Origin of the sequence: Actinoplanes octamycinicus (assembly GCF_014205225.1) — a bacterium.
In the GTDB taxonomy this organism is placed as follows: Bacteria; Actinomycetota; Actinomycetes; order Mycobacteriales; family Micromonosporaceae; genus Actinoplanes; species Actinoplanes octamycinicus.
On the sequence record NZ_JACHNB010000001.1, the window covers coordinates 10,217,803 to 10,233,604 of the forward strand.

3 protein-coding genes and 1 pseudogene are annotated in these 15,802 nt (G+C 74.4%); 2 read left to right on the top strand and 2 right to left on the bottom strand.

Translation table 11 applies throughout. The features are described 5' to 3' along the window. Together BJY16_RS46120 and BJY16_RS46125 are read right to left on the bottom strand one after the other, a co-directional pair. Positions 1 to 8,019 (bottom strand): annotated as a pseudogene (locus BJY16_RS46120) (SDR family NAD(P)-dependent oxidoreductase); the annotation flags it as partial. 19 nt (positions 8,020 to 8,038) lie between these two features. Beyond that, the gene (locus BJY16_RS46125; RefSeq protein ID WP_185046148.1) at positions 8,039 to 13,144 is read right to left on the bottom strand and encodes a type I polyketide synthase; all 5,106 of its coding nucleotides are present in this window, start codon (positions 13,142 to 13,144) and stop codon (positions 8,039 to 8,041) included. A gap of 265 nt (positions 13,145 to 13,409) precedes the next feature. Here BJY16_RS46125 and BJY16_RS46130 point away from each other — a divergent pair, with 265 nt between their 5' ends. Both BJY16_RS46130 and BJY16_RS46135 read left to right on the top strand, forming a co-directional pair. Continuing rightward, on the top strand, positions 13,410 to 14,987 hold the full coding sequence (locus tag BJY16_RS46130) for an outer membrane protein assembly factor BamB family protein (protein WP_185046149.1): 1,578 nt from the start codon (positions 13,410 to 13,412) through the stop codon (positions 14,985 to 14,987). A 142-nt stretch (positions 14,988 to 15,129) separates the two neighbouring features. Continuing rightward, positions 15,130 to 15,714, top strand: coding sequence for a TetR/AcrR family transcriptional regulator (locus tag BJY16_RS46135; protein WP_185046150.1), 585 nt, complete (start codon positions 15,130 to 15,132; stop codon positions 15,712 to 15,714). Positions 15,715 to 15,802: the final 88 nt, after the last annotated feature.

Below are 15,802 nucleotides of genomic sequence, written 5' to 3' on the forward strand. Positions count from 1 at the left end.
GGACGAGGGAGCGCCGTGCTGCCAGCGACGCAGCAGCGCTTCGAGCCGGGTGGTGACCCGGGACCGGCCACCGCCGGTGTCGGCCGCGGCCAGCAGCTCGTCCAGCCGGTCGACCTCGGCGAGCACGGTCGCGACCGGGTCCGCCGCACGCGGGGTGAGCAGGTCCCGGATCAGCCCGGCGACCGCCTCGGCGGTCGGGTGGTCGAAGACCAGGGTGGCCGGGAGGGTGACCCCGGTCGCCGCGTTGAGCCGGTTGCGCAGTTCGACCGCGGCGTTGGAGTCGAACCCGAGTTCCTTGAACGGCCGGTCCGGCGCCACGTCCTCGATCGACTCGTGGGCCAGCACCGCGGCGACGTGCGTCCGGACCAGGCGCAGCAGCATCCGGTCGCCGTCGCCGGCCGGCAGCCCGGCCAGTTCCCGGCGCAGCTCGTTGGGGTCGGTGGTGTCCTCGTCCACCACGACGGTGGCCGGGGCGGTCCGGGCGCCGGGTTCGTGCGACATCCAGAAGCGGCGGCGGTCGAAGGCGTAGGTGGGCAGGTCGACCGTGCGGCCGCCGGCCAGCAGCGGTTTCCAGTCCACCTCGACGCCGCGGGTCCAGGCGGTGGCCAGGCCGGTGAGCAACTCGTCCTCGCGGGTGCGGTGCTGCAGGGCGATGAAGGCGGCGTCGTCGGTGATCTGCCGGCCCAGCCCGGTCAGCGTGGAGTCCGGGCCGCACTCCAGGAACGTGGTCACGCCCCGGCCGACCAGGTCGGTCACGATGTCGTGAAAGCGGACCGTGTCGCGGACGTGATCGACCCAGTAGGAAGGGTCGGTGACGTCGCCGACGGTGACCAGCGGGATGACCGGCTCGCTGTAGGTGAGACCGCGCGCGACCTGGCCGAACTCGGCGAGCATCGGCTCCATCAGGTGCGAGTGGAACGCGTGCGACGTGTTCAGCCGGGTGGACTTGACGCCGAGCGCAGCGACCACGGCGTCCACCGCGGAGGAGGAACCAGACAACACCACCGAGGCCGGCCCGTTGACTGCCGCGATGTCCACGCCCGGGATCAACTCGATCGCTTCCACCGGCGCGGCCACCGCGACCATCACCCCGCCGGCCGGGAGGTCCTGCATCAACCGGCCGCGGGCCGCGACGAGGCGCGCCGCGTCCGCAAGGGTCAACACCCCGGCCACGTGCGCCGCCGCGATCTCTCCGATCGAGTGCCCGGCCAGGTAGTCGGGGCGGACACCCCAGGATTCGAGGAGCCGGTAGAGAGCGACCTCGAAGGCGAAGATCGCCGGCTGGGTGTTGCCTGTCTGCGCCAGCAGCTCGGCGTCGGAGCCCCAGGCGATGTCCTTGACCGCGGAACCGGCCGCGTCGAAGGCTGCCGCGAAGACCGGGAAGCGTTCGTAGAGGTCGCGGCCCATCCCGAGCCGCTGCGACCCCTGCCCGGTGAACAGCATGGCCGTCGATCCGGACACCACCGATCCGACGATCGCGTCCCGGTCCGTCAGCTTCCGCCGCAGCTCGTCCGCGTCCGACGCGAGGACCACCATCCGGTGCTCCAGCGCCGCCCGGCTGGTGAACGAGGACCAGGCCAGGTCGGCGACCGAGCCGTCCGCCACCGCGGCGAGCTTCACCGCTCCCCCGGCCACGGCGCCCGGCGTACGCCCGGAGATCGCGACCGGAAGTGGACCCGGCGCCGATCCACCGGTCTCAGCGGGAGTGCTCGCGGGAGCTTGTTCGACGATGACGTGCGCGTTGGTGCCGCTCAGCCCGAACGACGACACCGCCGCCCGGCGCGGCCGGTCGACCGCGGGCCACGCCACCGCCTCGGTGACCAGCTGGACGTTGCCGGCCGACCAGTCGACGACCGGCGACGGCTGGTCCACGTGCAGGGTGCGCGGGACGACCCCGTGCCGCATCGCCTCGACCACCTTGATGATCCCGGCGACGCCCGCGGCGGCCTGGGTGTGCCCGATGTTCGATTTGATCGAGCCGAGCAGCAGCGGCCGCTCCGAAGGGCGCTCCTGGCCGTAGGTCGCGAGCAGCGCCTGCGCCTCGATCGGGTCGCCGAGCACGGTCCCGGTGCCGTGCGCCTCCATCACGTCCACCTGGTCGGCGGTGAGCCCGGCGGTGGTCAGCGCGTTCCGGATCACCCGGCGCTGCGCCGGACCGTTCGGGGCGGTCAGCCCGTTGCTGGCGCCGTCCTGGTTGACCGCCGAGCCGCGGATCACCGCGAGCACCTGGTGCCCGTTGCGCTGCGCGTCGGAGAGCCGTTCCAGGAGCAGCAGCCCGGCGCCCTCACCCCAGCCGGTGCCGTCCGCACCGCCGGCGAACGACTTGCACCGGCCGTCCGGGGCCAGCCCGCGCTGCTCGCTGAAGTAGCAGAGCATCTCCGGGGTGGACATCACGGTGACCCCGCCGGCCAGCGCCAGCGAGCACTCGCCGCTGCGCAGCGCCTGCATCGCGAAGTGCAGCGCGACCAGCGACGACGAGCAGGCGGTGTCGACGCTGACCGACGGGCCCTCCAGTCCGAGCGCGTAGGAGACCCGGCCGGAGACGATGCTGCCGGCCGCGCCGCCCGCGTAGTCGTGGTACATCACGCCGGTGAACACCCCGGTGTCGCTGCCGCGCAGCGTGGCCGGGTCGATGCCGGCCCGCTCCACGGTCTCCCAGGCGACCTCGAGCAGCAGCCGTTGCTGCGGGTCCATCCCGGCTGCCTCGCGCGGCGAGATCTCGAAGAGCGCCGGGTCGAAGTCGGCCGCGTCGTAGAGGAACGCGCCGTGCCGGGTGTAGCTGCGCCCCGGCTTGCCCGGCTCGGGGTCGTAGATGCCGTCCAGGTCCCAGCCCCGGTCGGCGGGGAACTCGCCGACCGCGTCGACGCCGTCGGCGACCAGCCGCCACAGGTCCTCCGGCGAGGCCACCCCGCCCGGGTAGCGGCAGGCCATCGCGACGATCGCGATCGGGTCGTCGTCGCGCGCGGCCACCGGCGCGGCGACCGGGGCCGCCGCCGGCTCGCCGAGCAGTTCGTCGCGCAGCAGCCGGGCGGTGGCCGCCGCGGTCGGATGGTCGAAGACCAGCGTGGCCGGCAGCCGCAGGCCGGTCGCGGTGCTCAGCGCGTTGCGCAGCTCGACCGCGGTGAGCGAGTCGAAGCCCAGGTCACTGAACGGCCGCTCGGGGGCGATCAGCTCGGCCGACGCGTGCCCGAGCACCGCGGCGACCTGCTCCCGGACCAGGTGCAGCAGCTGCCGGTCGCGGTCCGCCTCGGGCCGGCCGGCCAGGCGCTGCCGCAGCGTGCCGGCGCCACCCGCGGCCGCGGTCCGGGTGCGCGGACGCTGTCCGGCGGCCAGGCCGCGCAGCAGCGCCGGTGGTTCGTCGGTCCGGGCCCGCAGCGCCGCCCGGTCCACCGGCAGCGGCACCAGGTGCGCGGCCTCGCTGGCGACCGCCCGGTCGAACAGCTCCAGCGCCTCCGGCGTGGTCAGCGCGGGCAACCCGAGCCGCCGCATCCGGTCCCGATCAGCATCGGTCAGCTCGGCCGCCAGTCCGGAGCCGGCGTCCCACAGTCCGTAGGCCAGCGCGGTGGCCGGCAGGCCGTGGCGGCGACGGTGCGCGGCGAGCGCGTCGAGGAACGTGTTGGCCGCCGCGTAGTTGCCCTGCCCGGCCGCGAGAACCAGCCCGCCCGCCGAGGAGAGCAGCACGAACGCCCGGATCGGCAGGTCCGCGGTCAGCTCGTGCAGATGCCAGGCGGCGTCCGCCTTGGGGGCGAACACGGCGCCGATCCGGTCCGCGTCGAGGTGGTCCAGCAGGGCGTTGTCACCGACCCCGGCGGCGTGCACGATTCCGGTCAGCCGGTCGCCGATCTCGCCGATCAGCGCGGCCACCGCGGCCCGGTCGGCCACGTCGCACGCGACGATCCGCACGCTGACCCCCAGGCCGGCGAGGCGGTCGCGCAAGGTCTCCGCGCCCGGCGCGGCCATCCCACGACGGGAGGTCAACACCATCTCCCGTACGCCGTGAGCGCTCGCCAGGTGCCCGGCCAGCAGCGCCCCGAGCCCACCGGTGCCCCCGGTGATCAGCACGACGCCTTCGGCCCACGGCGCGGTGCCGCCGGTGACTCCGGCGACCGCGAGCCGGGGCACGAACAGCTCGCCGCCCCGGATCGCCAGCTCCGGCTCGCCGGTGGCGATCGCCCGGGCCAGCAGCGGCCCGCCGAGCTCCCGGTCCGGCCCGGTGTCGGTGTCCAGCAGCACGATCCGGTCCGGGTGCTCGGCCTGCGCGGCCCGCACCAGCCCCCAGACCGGGGCGGCCGTGACGTCCACGTCGTCGTCCGCGCCGACCGGCACGGCCCGGTGGGTGACCAGCACCAGCCGCGAGTCGCCCAGGTCCGGGCGGCCCAGCCAGCGCTGCACCAGCCGCAGCCCGGCCACCGTGGCCGCCCGGCTGCGGGCCGGCACGTCGCCGCCGGTGGCCGGGGTGATCGAGGCGACCACGGCCGGCCGGTCGCCGTCGGCGCCGAGCAGCTCCAGGTCGTCGGCGCCGTAGATGAAGACGATCTCCGGGCCGGCCGCGGCGCCGGGCGCCGGCGCGGGCGACCAGGTCACGCCGAGCAGCGCGTCCGCCGGGTCGGCCGGGGCCAGCCGGTCCGCGGTCATCGGGCGGGAGACCAGCGAGTCGACGGTGAGCACCGGCCGGCCGGTGGGGTCCGCGACGAGCAGGCTGATCCGGTCCGGCGCGGGGTGGCTGATCCGGACCCGGACCGAGGTGGCGCCGCCGGCGTGCAGGGTGACCCCGGTCCAGGCGAACGGCAGCTGGGTGCCGTCCCCGTCGCCGGTGTCCCGGAGCAGCTCGGCGTGCATGGCGGCGTCCAGCAGGGCCGGGTGCAGGCCGGCCGCCGCGGCGTCGTCGTGCGCCGAGTCCGGCAGGTCGACCTCGGCGTACAGGTCGTCGCCGCGCTGCCAGGCGGCGCGCAGGCCCTGGAAGACCGGGCCGTAGCCGTAACCGCTGTGGTGCAGCCGGTCGTAGGCGCCGGTGAGGTCCAGCGGGGACGCGCCGGGCGGCGGCCAGGCGGTCAGGTCCCCGGCCGGGGCCGGCGCGCCGTCGACCAGTTCGCCGCTCGCGTGCCGCAGCCAGCCGGCGTCCTCGGCGGCCTGCTCCGGGCGGGACCAGATCCGCACCGGCCGGGTGCCGGCGGCGGTCCGCTCGCCGACCACCACCTGCAGCCGGACGCCGCCCTGGTCGGGCAGCACCAGCGGCGCCTCCTGGACCAGGTCGGACAGCACCGGGCAGCCGGCCTCGTCACCGGCGCGCAGGGCCAGGTCGACGTAGGCGGTGCCGGGCAGCAGCACCGAGCCGAGCACCACGTGGTCGGCCAGCCAGGGGTGGGTGTCCAGGGCGAGCCGGCCGGTGAGCACCACGCCGCCGGTCTCCGGGGCCGGGACCACCGCGCCGAGCAGCGGGTGGCCGGTGCGGCTGAGGCCGATGACGGCCGGGTCCGCGGAGGTCGTGGTGGTGTCCGGCCAGAAGCGGCGGCGGTCGAACGGGTAGGTGGGCAGGTCGATCCGGTGGCCGCCGGCCAGCAGCGCGGTCCAGTCCGCGTCGACGCCGCGGGTCCAGGCGGTGGCCAGGCCGGTGAGCAGTTCCCTCTGCTCCGGGCGGGTGCGGTGCTGGAGGGCGATGAACGTCGCGTCGTCGGTGATCTGGCGGCCCAGGCCGGTGAGCGTGGCGTCCGGGCCGACCTCCAGGAACGTGGTCACGCCCCGGTCCAGCAGGTCGGTCACGATGTCGTGGAAGCGGACCGTGGTGCGGACGTGATCGACCCAGTAGTCCGGGTCGGTCACGTCGCCGGCGGTGACCAGCGGGATGGCCGGCTCGCTGTAGGTGAGACCGCGGGCGACCTGGCCGAACTCGGCGAGCATCGGCTCCATCAGGTGCGAGTGGAACGCGTGCGAGGTGTTCAGCCGGGTGGACTTGACGCCCAGCCGGTCCACCACCGACAGCACGGCCGATTCAGAACCGGACAGCACCACCGAGGTCGGCCCGTTCACCGCGGCGATGTCGACACCCGGGATCAGCTCGATCGCACTCTCCGGGGCGGCCACCGCGACCATCACGCCACCGGCCGGCAGGGCCTGCATCAACCGGCCCCGGGCCGCGACGAGGCGAGCCGCGTCCTCAAGGGACAGGACACCGGCGACGTGCGCCGCGGCGATCTCCCCGATCGAGTGCCCGGCCAGGTAGTCGGGACGAACACCCCAGGATTCGAGGAGCCGGTAGAGAGCGACCTCGAACGCGAAGATCGCCGGCTGGGTGTTGGCCGTCTGCGCCAGCAGCTCCGCGTCGGAGCCCCAGGCGATGTCCTTGACCGCCGACCCGGCCGCGTCGAACGCCGCCGCGAAGACCGGGAAGCGCTCGTACAGGTCACGGCCCATCCCGAGACGCTGCGAACCCTGCCCGGTGAACAGGAGCGCGGTCGCGCCGTCGGTCACCTCCCCGGTGATCACCGGTGCGCCGTCGACGATCGCGGCCCGGTACGGCAGCTGGGCCCGGGCGGTCAGCAGCGTGTGGGCGACGTCGATGGGCGTACCAGGGAAGTCTTTGATCTGGGTGATCTGCGCGTCCCGCGCGGCCGGCGTGCGGGCCGAGACCAGCAGCGGAACCGGGTCCGGCGAAGCGGTGGACGGCTCCCGGGAGACGGCCGGCGCCTGCTCGATGATCACGTGCGCGTTGGTGCCGCTCAGCCCGAACGAGGAGACCGCGGCCCGGCGCGGCCGGTCCGGCGAGGGCCACGCGACGGCCTCGGTGAGCAGCCGGACCTCGCCGGCCGCCCAGTCCACCATCGGCGACGGCTGATCCACGTGCAGCGTCCGGGGCAGCATCCCGTGCCGCATCGCCTGGACCATCTTGATGATCCCGGCGACCCCGGCGGCGGCCTGGGTGTGGCCGATGTTCGACTTGATCGAGCCGAGCCAGAGCGGCCGGTCCGCCGGGCGCCCCTTGCCGTAGGTGGCGAGCAGCGCCTGCGCCTCGATCGGGTCGCCGAGCGTGGTGCCGGTCCCGTGCGCCTCCACCGCGTCGACCTCGGTCGCGGCCAGTCCGGCCCCGCTCAGCGCGGCCCGGATCACCCGCTGCTGGGCCGGCCCGTTCGGTACGGTCAGCCCGCTGCTCGCCCCGTCCTGGTTGATCGCCGAGCCGCGGACCACGGCCAGCACGTCGTGCCCGAGCCGCCGCGCGTCGGCGAGCCGCTCGACCACCAGCACGCCGACGCCCTCGCCCCACCCGGTGCCGTCGGCGCCCCCGGCGAACGGCTTGCACCGCCCGTCCGGCGCCAGCCCGCGCTGCTCGCTGAACTCGATGAACGTGGTCGGCGTGGACATCACCGTGACGCCGCCGGCCAGCGCCAGCGAGCACTCGCCGGTGCGCAGCGACTGGATCGCCAGGTGCAGCGCGACCAGTGAGGACGAGCAGGCGGTGTCGACCGTGACGGCCGGCCCCTCCAGCCCGAGCACGTAGGAGACCCGGCCGGAGACGATGCTGCCGGCCGCGCCCGCCGGGTAGTCGTGGTACATGACGCCGGCGAACATGCCGGTGCTGCTGCCGCGCAGCGAGGTCGGATCGATGCCGGTCCGCTCCAGGGCCTCCCACGAGGTCTCCAGGAGCAGCCGCTGCTGCGGGTCCATCTCGAGCGCCTCGCGCGGCGAGATGCCGAACAGCTCCGGGTCGAAGTCGGCGGCGTCGTAGAGGAAACCGCCGTGCCGGGTGACGCAGTGGCCGGGCTTGCCGGGCTCCGGGTCGTAGATCGCCTCGACGTCCCAGCCGCGGTCGGCCGGCCACTCGCCGACCCCGTCCCGGCCGGCCAGGACGGCCTCCCAGAGCGCCTCCGGCGAGGTCATCCCGCCGGGGAACCGGCAGGCCATCCCGACGATCGCGATCGGCTCGGCGCCGGCCGCGGCGAGTTGGTCGTTCTCGGCGCGCAGCCGCTCGTTGTCCCGCATCGACCGGCGAAGGGCCTCGACGATCTGGTCCACAGACGTGTTCACGGCAGCTGCCGCCTTCCGGTCAGTTCGGGCCGCCGACGGCGAGCGCCGCGGCGACCAGGTCGTCAATGGCCATGTCCTGGATGGCGGCCTCGGCGGTCCGCGCAGCGGGCGCCTCCGGCTCGGCCGGGGCCAGCGCCAGCAGCGCGTCGAGCAGCCCGGCCCGGCGCAGCGTGTCGACCGGGATGGCCCCGATCAGCCGGCGCGCGGTGGCGTCGTCGACCGGGACCGGCGGCGCCGCCGGGGCCAGCTCGGCCAGCAGGAAGCGGGCCAGCAGCCACGGGTTGGGGTGGTCGAACATCAAGGTGGCCGGCAGCCGCAGGCCGGTCGCGGCGGCCAGCCGGTTGCGCAGTTCCAGCGCGCCCAGCGAGTCCAGGCCGAGGTCGGAGAAACCCTTCCCGGCGCTGATCGCGCGCGGGTTGTCGTGCCCGAGCACCGCGGCGGCGTGCCCGCTGACCAGGTCCAGCAGGAACGACTCCCGCTGCTCCGGGTCCAGGCCGGCGAGGTGCCCGGTCAGGTCGTCGCCGGTCGCCGCGGTGCCGGCCGGCCGGGGCGGCGCCAGGGCACGCAACGCGGGCGGGACGTCGGCGCGGCGGCGCAGCGCCGCCAGGTCCAGGTGTAGCGCCACCGGCACCGGATCGGTCCCGGCCAGCGCCCCGTCGAACAGGGCCAGGCCCTGCTCGGCGGTGAGCGGGCGGACCCCGGAGCGGCCCATCCGCTGCACGTCGGCGGCGGAGAGCCGGTCGTCCAGGCCGCCGGTTCCGGTCCACAGGCCCCAGGCGATCGAGGTGGCCGGCAGCCCGGCCGCCACCCGGTCCCGGGCCAGCCGGTCCAGGTAGGCGTTGGCCGCCGCGTAGGCGCCCTGGCCGGACGCGTCGAGCAGGCCGGACGCCGAGGAGAACAGCACGAAGGCGGCCAGCGGCAGGTCGCGGGTCAGCTCGTGCAGGTGGCCGGCGGCGTCCACCTTGGGCCGCAGCACGGCGGCGAGCCGGTCCGGGGTCAGGCCGGTGAGCACCCCGTCGTCGACGACGGCGGCGGTGTGCACCACGGCGGTGAGCGGGTGGGCGGCGGGCACCGCGGCGATCAGGGCGGCGACCGAGGGTCGGTCGGTCAGGTCGACGGCGTACGCGGTGACGGCCGCACCCCGGCCGGCCAACTCCTCGGTCAGCTCGGCGACGCCGGGTGCGGCAACACCGCGGCGACTCGCCAGGACCAGGTGGCGCACCCCGTACGCGGTGACCAGGTGCCGGGCGATCAGCGCGCCCAGCCCGCCGCCGCCGGTGATCAGCACGGTGCCCGCCGGGTCCAGGGCGACCGGGGAGCCGGCCGGGTCGGCGGTGACCAGCCGCGGCGCGCTGAGCTCGGCGCCGCGGATGACGATCTCGGGTTCCCCGCTGCCGGCGGCCGCGCCGAGCAGCTCGGCCGGCACCTCCGCGCCGCCGGTGTCGGCCAGCACGAACCGGCCCGGGTTCTCCGCCTGCGCGGCCCGGACCAGCCCGGCGGCCGGCGCCTGGGCCAGCTCACCGGTGGTGGTGACCAGCAGCGTCGAGTCGGCGCCCGCCGGGTCGGCAAGCCAGCCCTGGAGGCGCGCCAGGGTCGCCACCGCGATCTCCTCGGCGGTGCCGGTGGCCGGCAGGTCGAACCGGGCGGGAAGGCCGGCCGGTCGAGCCGGGGTGTCGATCCGCACCCGGTCGAGGCGGTAGACCGGCGGCCGCTGTTCTCCGGTCGCGGACAGGTCGGTGGGCGCCGGGCGGGAGACCAGCGAGCCGACCGTCAGCACCGGCGCGCCGGCCGCGTCCGTCACGACCAGCGAGACGCTCTCCGCCGAGGTGCGGACCAGCTTGACCCGGACCGCCGGGCCGGCCGGCGCGTGCCGGGTCACGTCGGTCCAGGCGAACGGCATCATGGCCGGCGTCGCCGGGTCGTCGTCCAGGCCGTCGGCGTGCATCGCGGCGTCGAGCAGGGCCGGGTGCAGCCCGAACCGGCTCACCTCGGCGCGGTGCTCCTCGGGGAGGACGACCTCGGCGTACTTCTCGTCGCCGCGCTGCCAGACCGCGCGCAGCCCCTGGAAGGCCGGCCCGTAGTGGTGCCCGGCCGCGGCCAGCCGGTCGGCCAGCCCGGCCAGGTCACGCGGCTGGGCGCCCGGGGCCGGCCAGACGCTGAGCGGCGCGGGCGGCGCGGCGTCGGCCGGGGCCAGCGTGCCGTGCGCGTTCCGGATCCACGGGGCCTCCTCGCCGGAGGCGTCGGCCTGCTGCGAGTAGATCCCGACGGTGCGGCGGCCGCCGTCCTCCGGGCCGACGACGACCCGGATCGTGGTGCCGCCGTGCCCGGCGATCGGCAGCGGCGCCTCCTGGATCAGCTCGGCGAGGCGAGGCGTGCCGGTTCCGGCCGCGGCATGAAGAGCGAGTTCGACGTACGCCGTGCCGGGCAGCACCGTCGTGCCGTGGACGCCGTGGTCGGCCAGCCAGGGGTGGTCACCGGTGTCGAGGCGTCCGGTGAGGACGGTGGTGCCGGTCCCCGGGACCGTGACGACGGCGCCGAGCAGCGGGTGGTCCGGGCGGGCCAGACCCATGGCGGTCGGGTCGGCGGCGGCGCCGGGGGCGTCGAGCCAGTAGCGCTGGCGCTGGAAGGCGTAGGTCGGGAGGGCGATCCGGCGGCCGCCATCCAGGAGCGGTGTCCAGTCCACGTCGACGCCGCGGGTCCAGGCGGTGGCCAGGCCGGTGAGCAGTTCCTTCTCCTCCGGGCGGGTGCGGTGTTGCAGGGCGATGAACGTCGCGTCGTCGGTGATCTGCCGGCCCAGGCCGGTGAGCGTGGCGTCCGGGCCGCACTCCAGGAACGTGGTCACACCGCGGTCCAGCAGGTCGGTCACGATGTCGTGGAAGCGGACGGTGCTGCGGACGTGATCGACCCAGTAGTCCGGGTCGGTCACGTCGCCGGCGGTGACCAGCGGGATGACCGGCTCGCTGTAGGTGAGACCGCGCGCGACCTGGCCGAACTCGGCGAGCATCGGCTCCATCAGGTGCGAGTGGAACGCGTGCGAGGTGGTCAGCTTCGTGGCCTTCACCCCGAGGGCGTCGACGACCCGCTGGACCGCCGCCTCCGTACCGGAGAGCACGACCGAGGCCGGCCCGTTGACCGCGGCGATGTCCACACCCGGGATCAGCTCGATCGCACTCTCCGGGGCGGCCACCGCGACCATCACGCCACCGGCCGGCAGGGCCTGCATCAACCGGCCCCGGGCCGCGACGAGGCGAGCCGCGTCGTCCAGCGACAGCACCCCGGCCACGTGCGCTGCGGCGATCTCCCCGATCGAGTGCCCGGCCAGATAGTCGGGACGAACACCCCACGACTCCAGCAGCCGGTAGAGGGCCACCTCGAACGCGAAGATCGCCGGCTGGGTGTTGCCCGTCTGCGCCAGCAGCTCCGCGTCGGAGCCCCAGGCGATGTCCTTGACCGCCGAGCCGGCCGCGTCGAACGCCGCCGCGAAGACCGGGAAGCGCTCGTACAGGTCGCGGCCCATGCCGAGACGCTGCGAACCCTGCCCGGTGAAGAGCAGGGCCAGTTTGCCGCCGGTGACGGAACCGGTGATCCGCTCGTCGCCGAGCAGGATCCGGCGATGGTCGAGAGCCGCGCGAGTGGTGAAGGACGAGAAAGCCACGTCGAGCGGGGTGCCGGCGGCCGACGCCATCCGCTCCGTCTGGGCGTCCAGGGCGTCCGCCGTCTGCGCCGACACGGCGATCGGGAGCAGCCGGCCGGTCGTACCGGAAATCGGCTCCTGGATCGGGGTTTCCGGCGCCTGCTCGACGATGACGTGGGCGTTGGTGCCGCTCAGCCCGAAGGACGAGACGGCCGCGCGGCGCGGGCGGCCGGTGACCGGCCAGGCGGACGGCTCGGTGGCCAGCCGCACGTGGCCGGCCGACCAGTCGACCACCGGCGACGGCTCGTCGACGTGCAGTGTCTTCGGGACCACGCCGTGCCGGATGGCCTGGACCATCTTGATGATCCCGGCGACGCCGGCGGCGGCCTGGGTGTGCCCGAGGTTGGACTTGATCGAGCCGAGCAGCAGCGGGCGGTCCGCCGGCCGGTCCTGGCCGTAGGTGGCGAGCAGCGCCTGCGCCTCGATCGGGTCGCCCAGCGTGGTGCCGGTCCCGTGCGCCTCCACCACGTCCACCTGGTCCGCGGTCAGCCGGGCGCCGGCCAGCGCGGCCCGGATCACCCGGCGCTGCGCGGGACCGTTCGGGGCGGTCATCCCGTTGCTGGCGCCGTCCTGGTTGACCGCCGACCCGCGGACCACGCCGAAGATGGTGCGGCCGTGGCGCTGCGCGTCGGAGAGCCGTTCCAGCAGGAGCAGGCCGACGCCCTCACCCCAGCCGGTGCCGTCGGCCGCGCCGGCGAACGCCTTGCAGCGGCCGTCCGGGGCGAGGCCGCGCTGCTCGCTGAAGTAGATCAGCATCTCCGGGGTGCTCATCACGGTGACGCCACCGGCCAGCGCCAGGCTCACCTCGCCGGCCCGGAGCGCCTGGCAGGCCTCGTGGATCGCGACCAGCGAGGAGGAGCAGGCGGTGTCGATGCTCAGCGCCGGGCCGGACAGGCCCAGGGTGTAGGCGACCCGGCCGGAGACCAGGCTGCCGGCGCTGCTGCCCGCGTAGTCGTGGTACATCACGCCGGCGTAGACCCCGGTCGCCGAGCCGAGCAGCGAGCGCGGGTCGATGCCGGCGCTCTCGCAGGTCTCCCAGCTGGTCTCCAGCAGCAGCCGCTGCTGCGGGTCCATGCCGAGCGCCTCACGCGGCGAGATGCCGAAGAAGGCCGGGTCGAAGTCGGCGGCGTCGTGCAGGAACCCGCCGTCCCGGGCGTAGCTCCGGCCGGGCTTGCCGGGCTCGGGGTCGTAGAGACCGACCAGGTCCCAGCCCCGGTCGACCGGGAACGGGGTCACCGCGTCGCCACCCTCGGCGACCAGCCGCCACAACTCGTCCGGCGAGGTCACCCCGCCGGGGAACCGGCACGCCATGCCGACGATGGCGATCGGCTCGGAGCTCCGCGCCTCCAGCTCGCCGACCTGCCGGCGCGCCTCCCGGAGATCGACGGTGGCCCGCTTGAGATAGTCGAGGAGTCGTGCTTCTTCGCTCATCCCTGCCGCCTTGCCTCGAAGCAAATTCACGTGAGCATTTCGAGGCTCAATCTAGGAATGGCGACACGTCGCGCAGTACCCCTGCACCACCCGGCTGACCCTTATCACGGCCGGCCCCGGTCGGGGGTGGAGCCGCTGGTAGAAGGCCCGTTCGATGGCTCTGGGGTGAGCTAGGGGTACCACCACGGTCGATGCGGTGGTTGATTGTGGACCGAGCTTGAAATCGTCTTTTCCCCTCGGCCTTTCTCCTTACTTGAGGAGCATCATGCTGCGCTCTAAGTCAAGGCTGGCCGGCGCGCTCGTCGCCGCGATGCTGGCCATCACGGCAAGCACGTCGCCGGCCGCCGCCAACCCGCTGACCGACTGGACGTCGAACGGCAAGGACCTGCTGAACACGCGGGCCAACCTGCTGGAAACCAAGATCACGTCGAAGAACGTGAGCCGCCTCAAGCCGAAGTGGACGTTCACCACGCACGGCGACGTGTCGGCCACCCCGATCGTCAGCAAGGGCGCGGTCTACTTCCCGGACTGGGGCGGTTACCTGCACAAGCTGGACGCGGCCACCGGCGCCGAGATCTGGTCGCACCAGATCTCCGACTACGACGGGGTGGCCGGCTCGATCTCCCGGACCGCCGTCGCCATCTCCGGCAACACCCTCTTCCTCGGCACCCAGACCGGCGCCCGGCTGCTCGCGGTCGACGCGACCACCGGCGCGCTGAAGTGGAGCACCCAGCTCGACCCGCACATCGCGGCGATCCTCACCATGTCGCCGATCGTCCACAACGGCGTGGTCTACGAGGGCGTGTCGTCCACCGAGGGCGAGATGTCGGCGTTCAACCCGGACTACAAGTGCTGCACGTTCCGCGGCAACTTCAACGCGGTCGACGCGGCCACCGGCAAGGTGCTGTGGAAGCGGTACATGGTGCCGGACAACAATGGCCAGCCGACCGGGTACGCCGGCGGCGCGATGTGGGGCACCCCGGCGATCGACCCGCTGCGCAAGACCATCTTCGTGACCAGCGGCCAGAACTACCGGGTCCCGGACAGCGTCAACGCGTGCCAGGACGCCGGCGGAACCCCGCCGCAGTGCTACTCGCCGGACAACCACATCGACTCGATCCTGGCCCTCGACCTGAAGACCGGCGACATCAAGTGGGCGACCGGCGCCATGCGGTTCGACGCCTGGAACGCCTCCTGCATCCCCGGCCTGCCGCCGAACAACTGCCCGGCCAACGAGGGCTACGACTACGACTTCGGCGACGGCGCGCACCTCTTCGCCTACAAGGACAGCTCCGGGAAGATCCGCGAGGCGGTTGGCGGCGGCGAGAAGAGCGGCGAGTACTGGGCCCTGAACCCGGAGAACGGCGAGGTGCTGTGGAGCGCGGCGCCCGGCCCCGGCGGCCACGTCGGCGGGATCATGTGGGGCACCGCCTGGGACACCAAGCGGATCTACGTGGCCGAGGCGGACTGGAACAAGACGCCGTACCAGATGGCCGACGGCACCACGATCAGCGGCAGCAGCTACGCGGCGCTCGACCCGGCCACCGGCCGGATCGTCTGGCAGGTCGCGGACCCGACCCCCGGGTTCGCCTGGGGCCCGCTGACCGTCGCCGCGGACGTCGTCTACGGCAGCTCGACCAGCGGCCACATGTACGCGATGGAGAGCGCCACCGGCCGGATCCTCTGGGACTTCACCGCGCCGTACTCGTCGAACGCCGGCGCGGCCGTGGTCGACGGCACGGTCTACTGGGGCAACGGGTACCAGAAGTTCGCCCTCGGGGCCGGGACCACCGGGAGCTTCACCACCGGGACGTTCTACGCCTTCTCGGTCGACGGCAAGTGACCCGGAGCTGACCTGATCGTCGCGGGGCCCGGCTGAGCCGGGCCCCGCGGCCGTCCCCGGCACCACCTGCCACTCCCCGACCAGGCGACGGGATTTGTACTTTTGTTTCAGATGGATGTCTCAGACGATTAGGATCGCCGCCATGGGAAATCGTGAGGCTCTGCTCGAGGGCGCGAAACGCTGTCTCTACGAGAAGGGCTACGCCCGCACCACCGCGCGGGACATCGCCACCGCCGCCGGCACCAGCCTGGCCGCGATCGGCTATCACTACCGCTCCACCGAGGCCCTGCTGAACGCCGCCATGCTCCAGGTCATGCAGGAGTGGGGCGACGAGATGGCCAAGGCCCTCGACGCCGACGACCTGGCCGACGCCGGTCCGCTGGAGCGTTTCGAGGCGGTCTGGGTGCGGATCATCGAGTCGTTCCAGGCGCACCCGGAGCTGTGGGCGATGCAGCTCGAGATGGTCACCCAGAGCCAGCACCAACCCGAGGTCCGCGAGCAGCTCGCCGCCGGGCTGCCGGGGGCCCGGCTCGGCCTGGCCGAGCTCTTCGACACCTCACCCACGCCGGCCACCCCGGCCGAGGCGGCCGCGTTCGGCGCTTTCCATCAGGCGCTGCTCACCGGCGTCATCACCCAGTGGCTGATCGACCCGGCCCATGCGCCGTCCGCCGCCGACCTCGCCGGGGCGCTGCGCCGGATGGCCGCGGCGATCGCTCCGGCCGGCTGAACCCTCGCGGCAGTCCGCGTCAGGCCCATCGGGCCCGGCCCGCGGAGCCCCGGCGGCCGGCGGGCAGTGGGCAGGGGCGGGCGGGCAA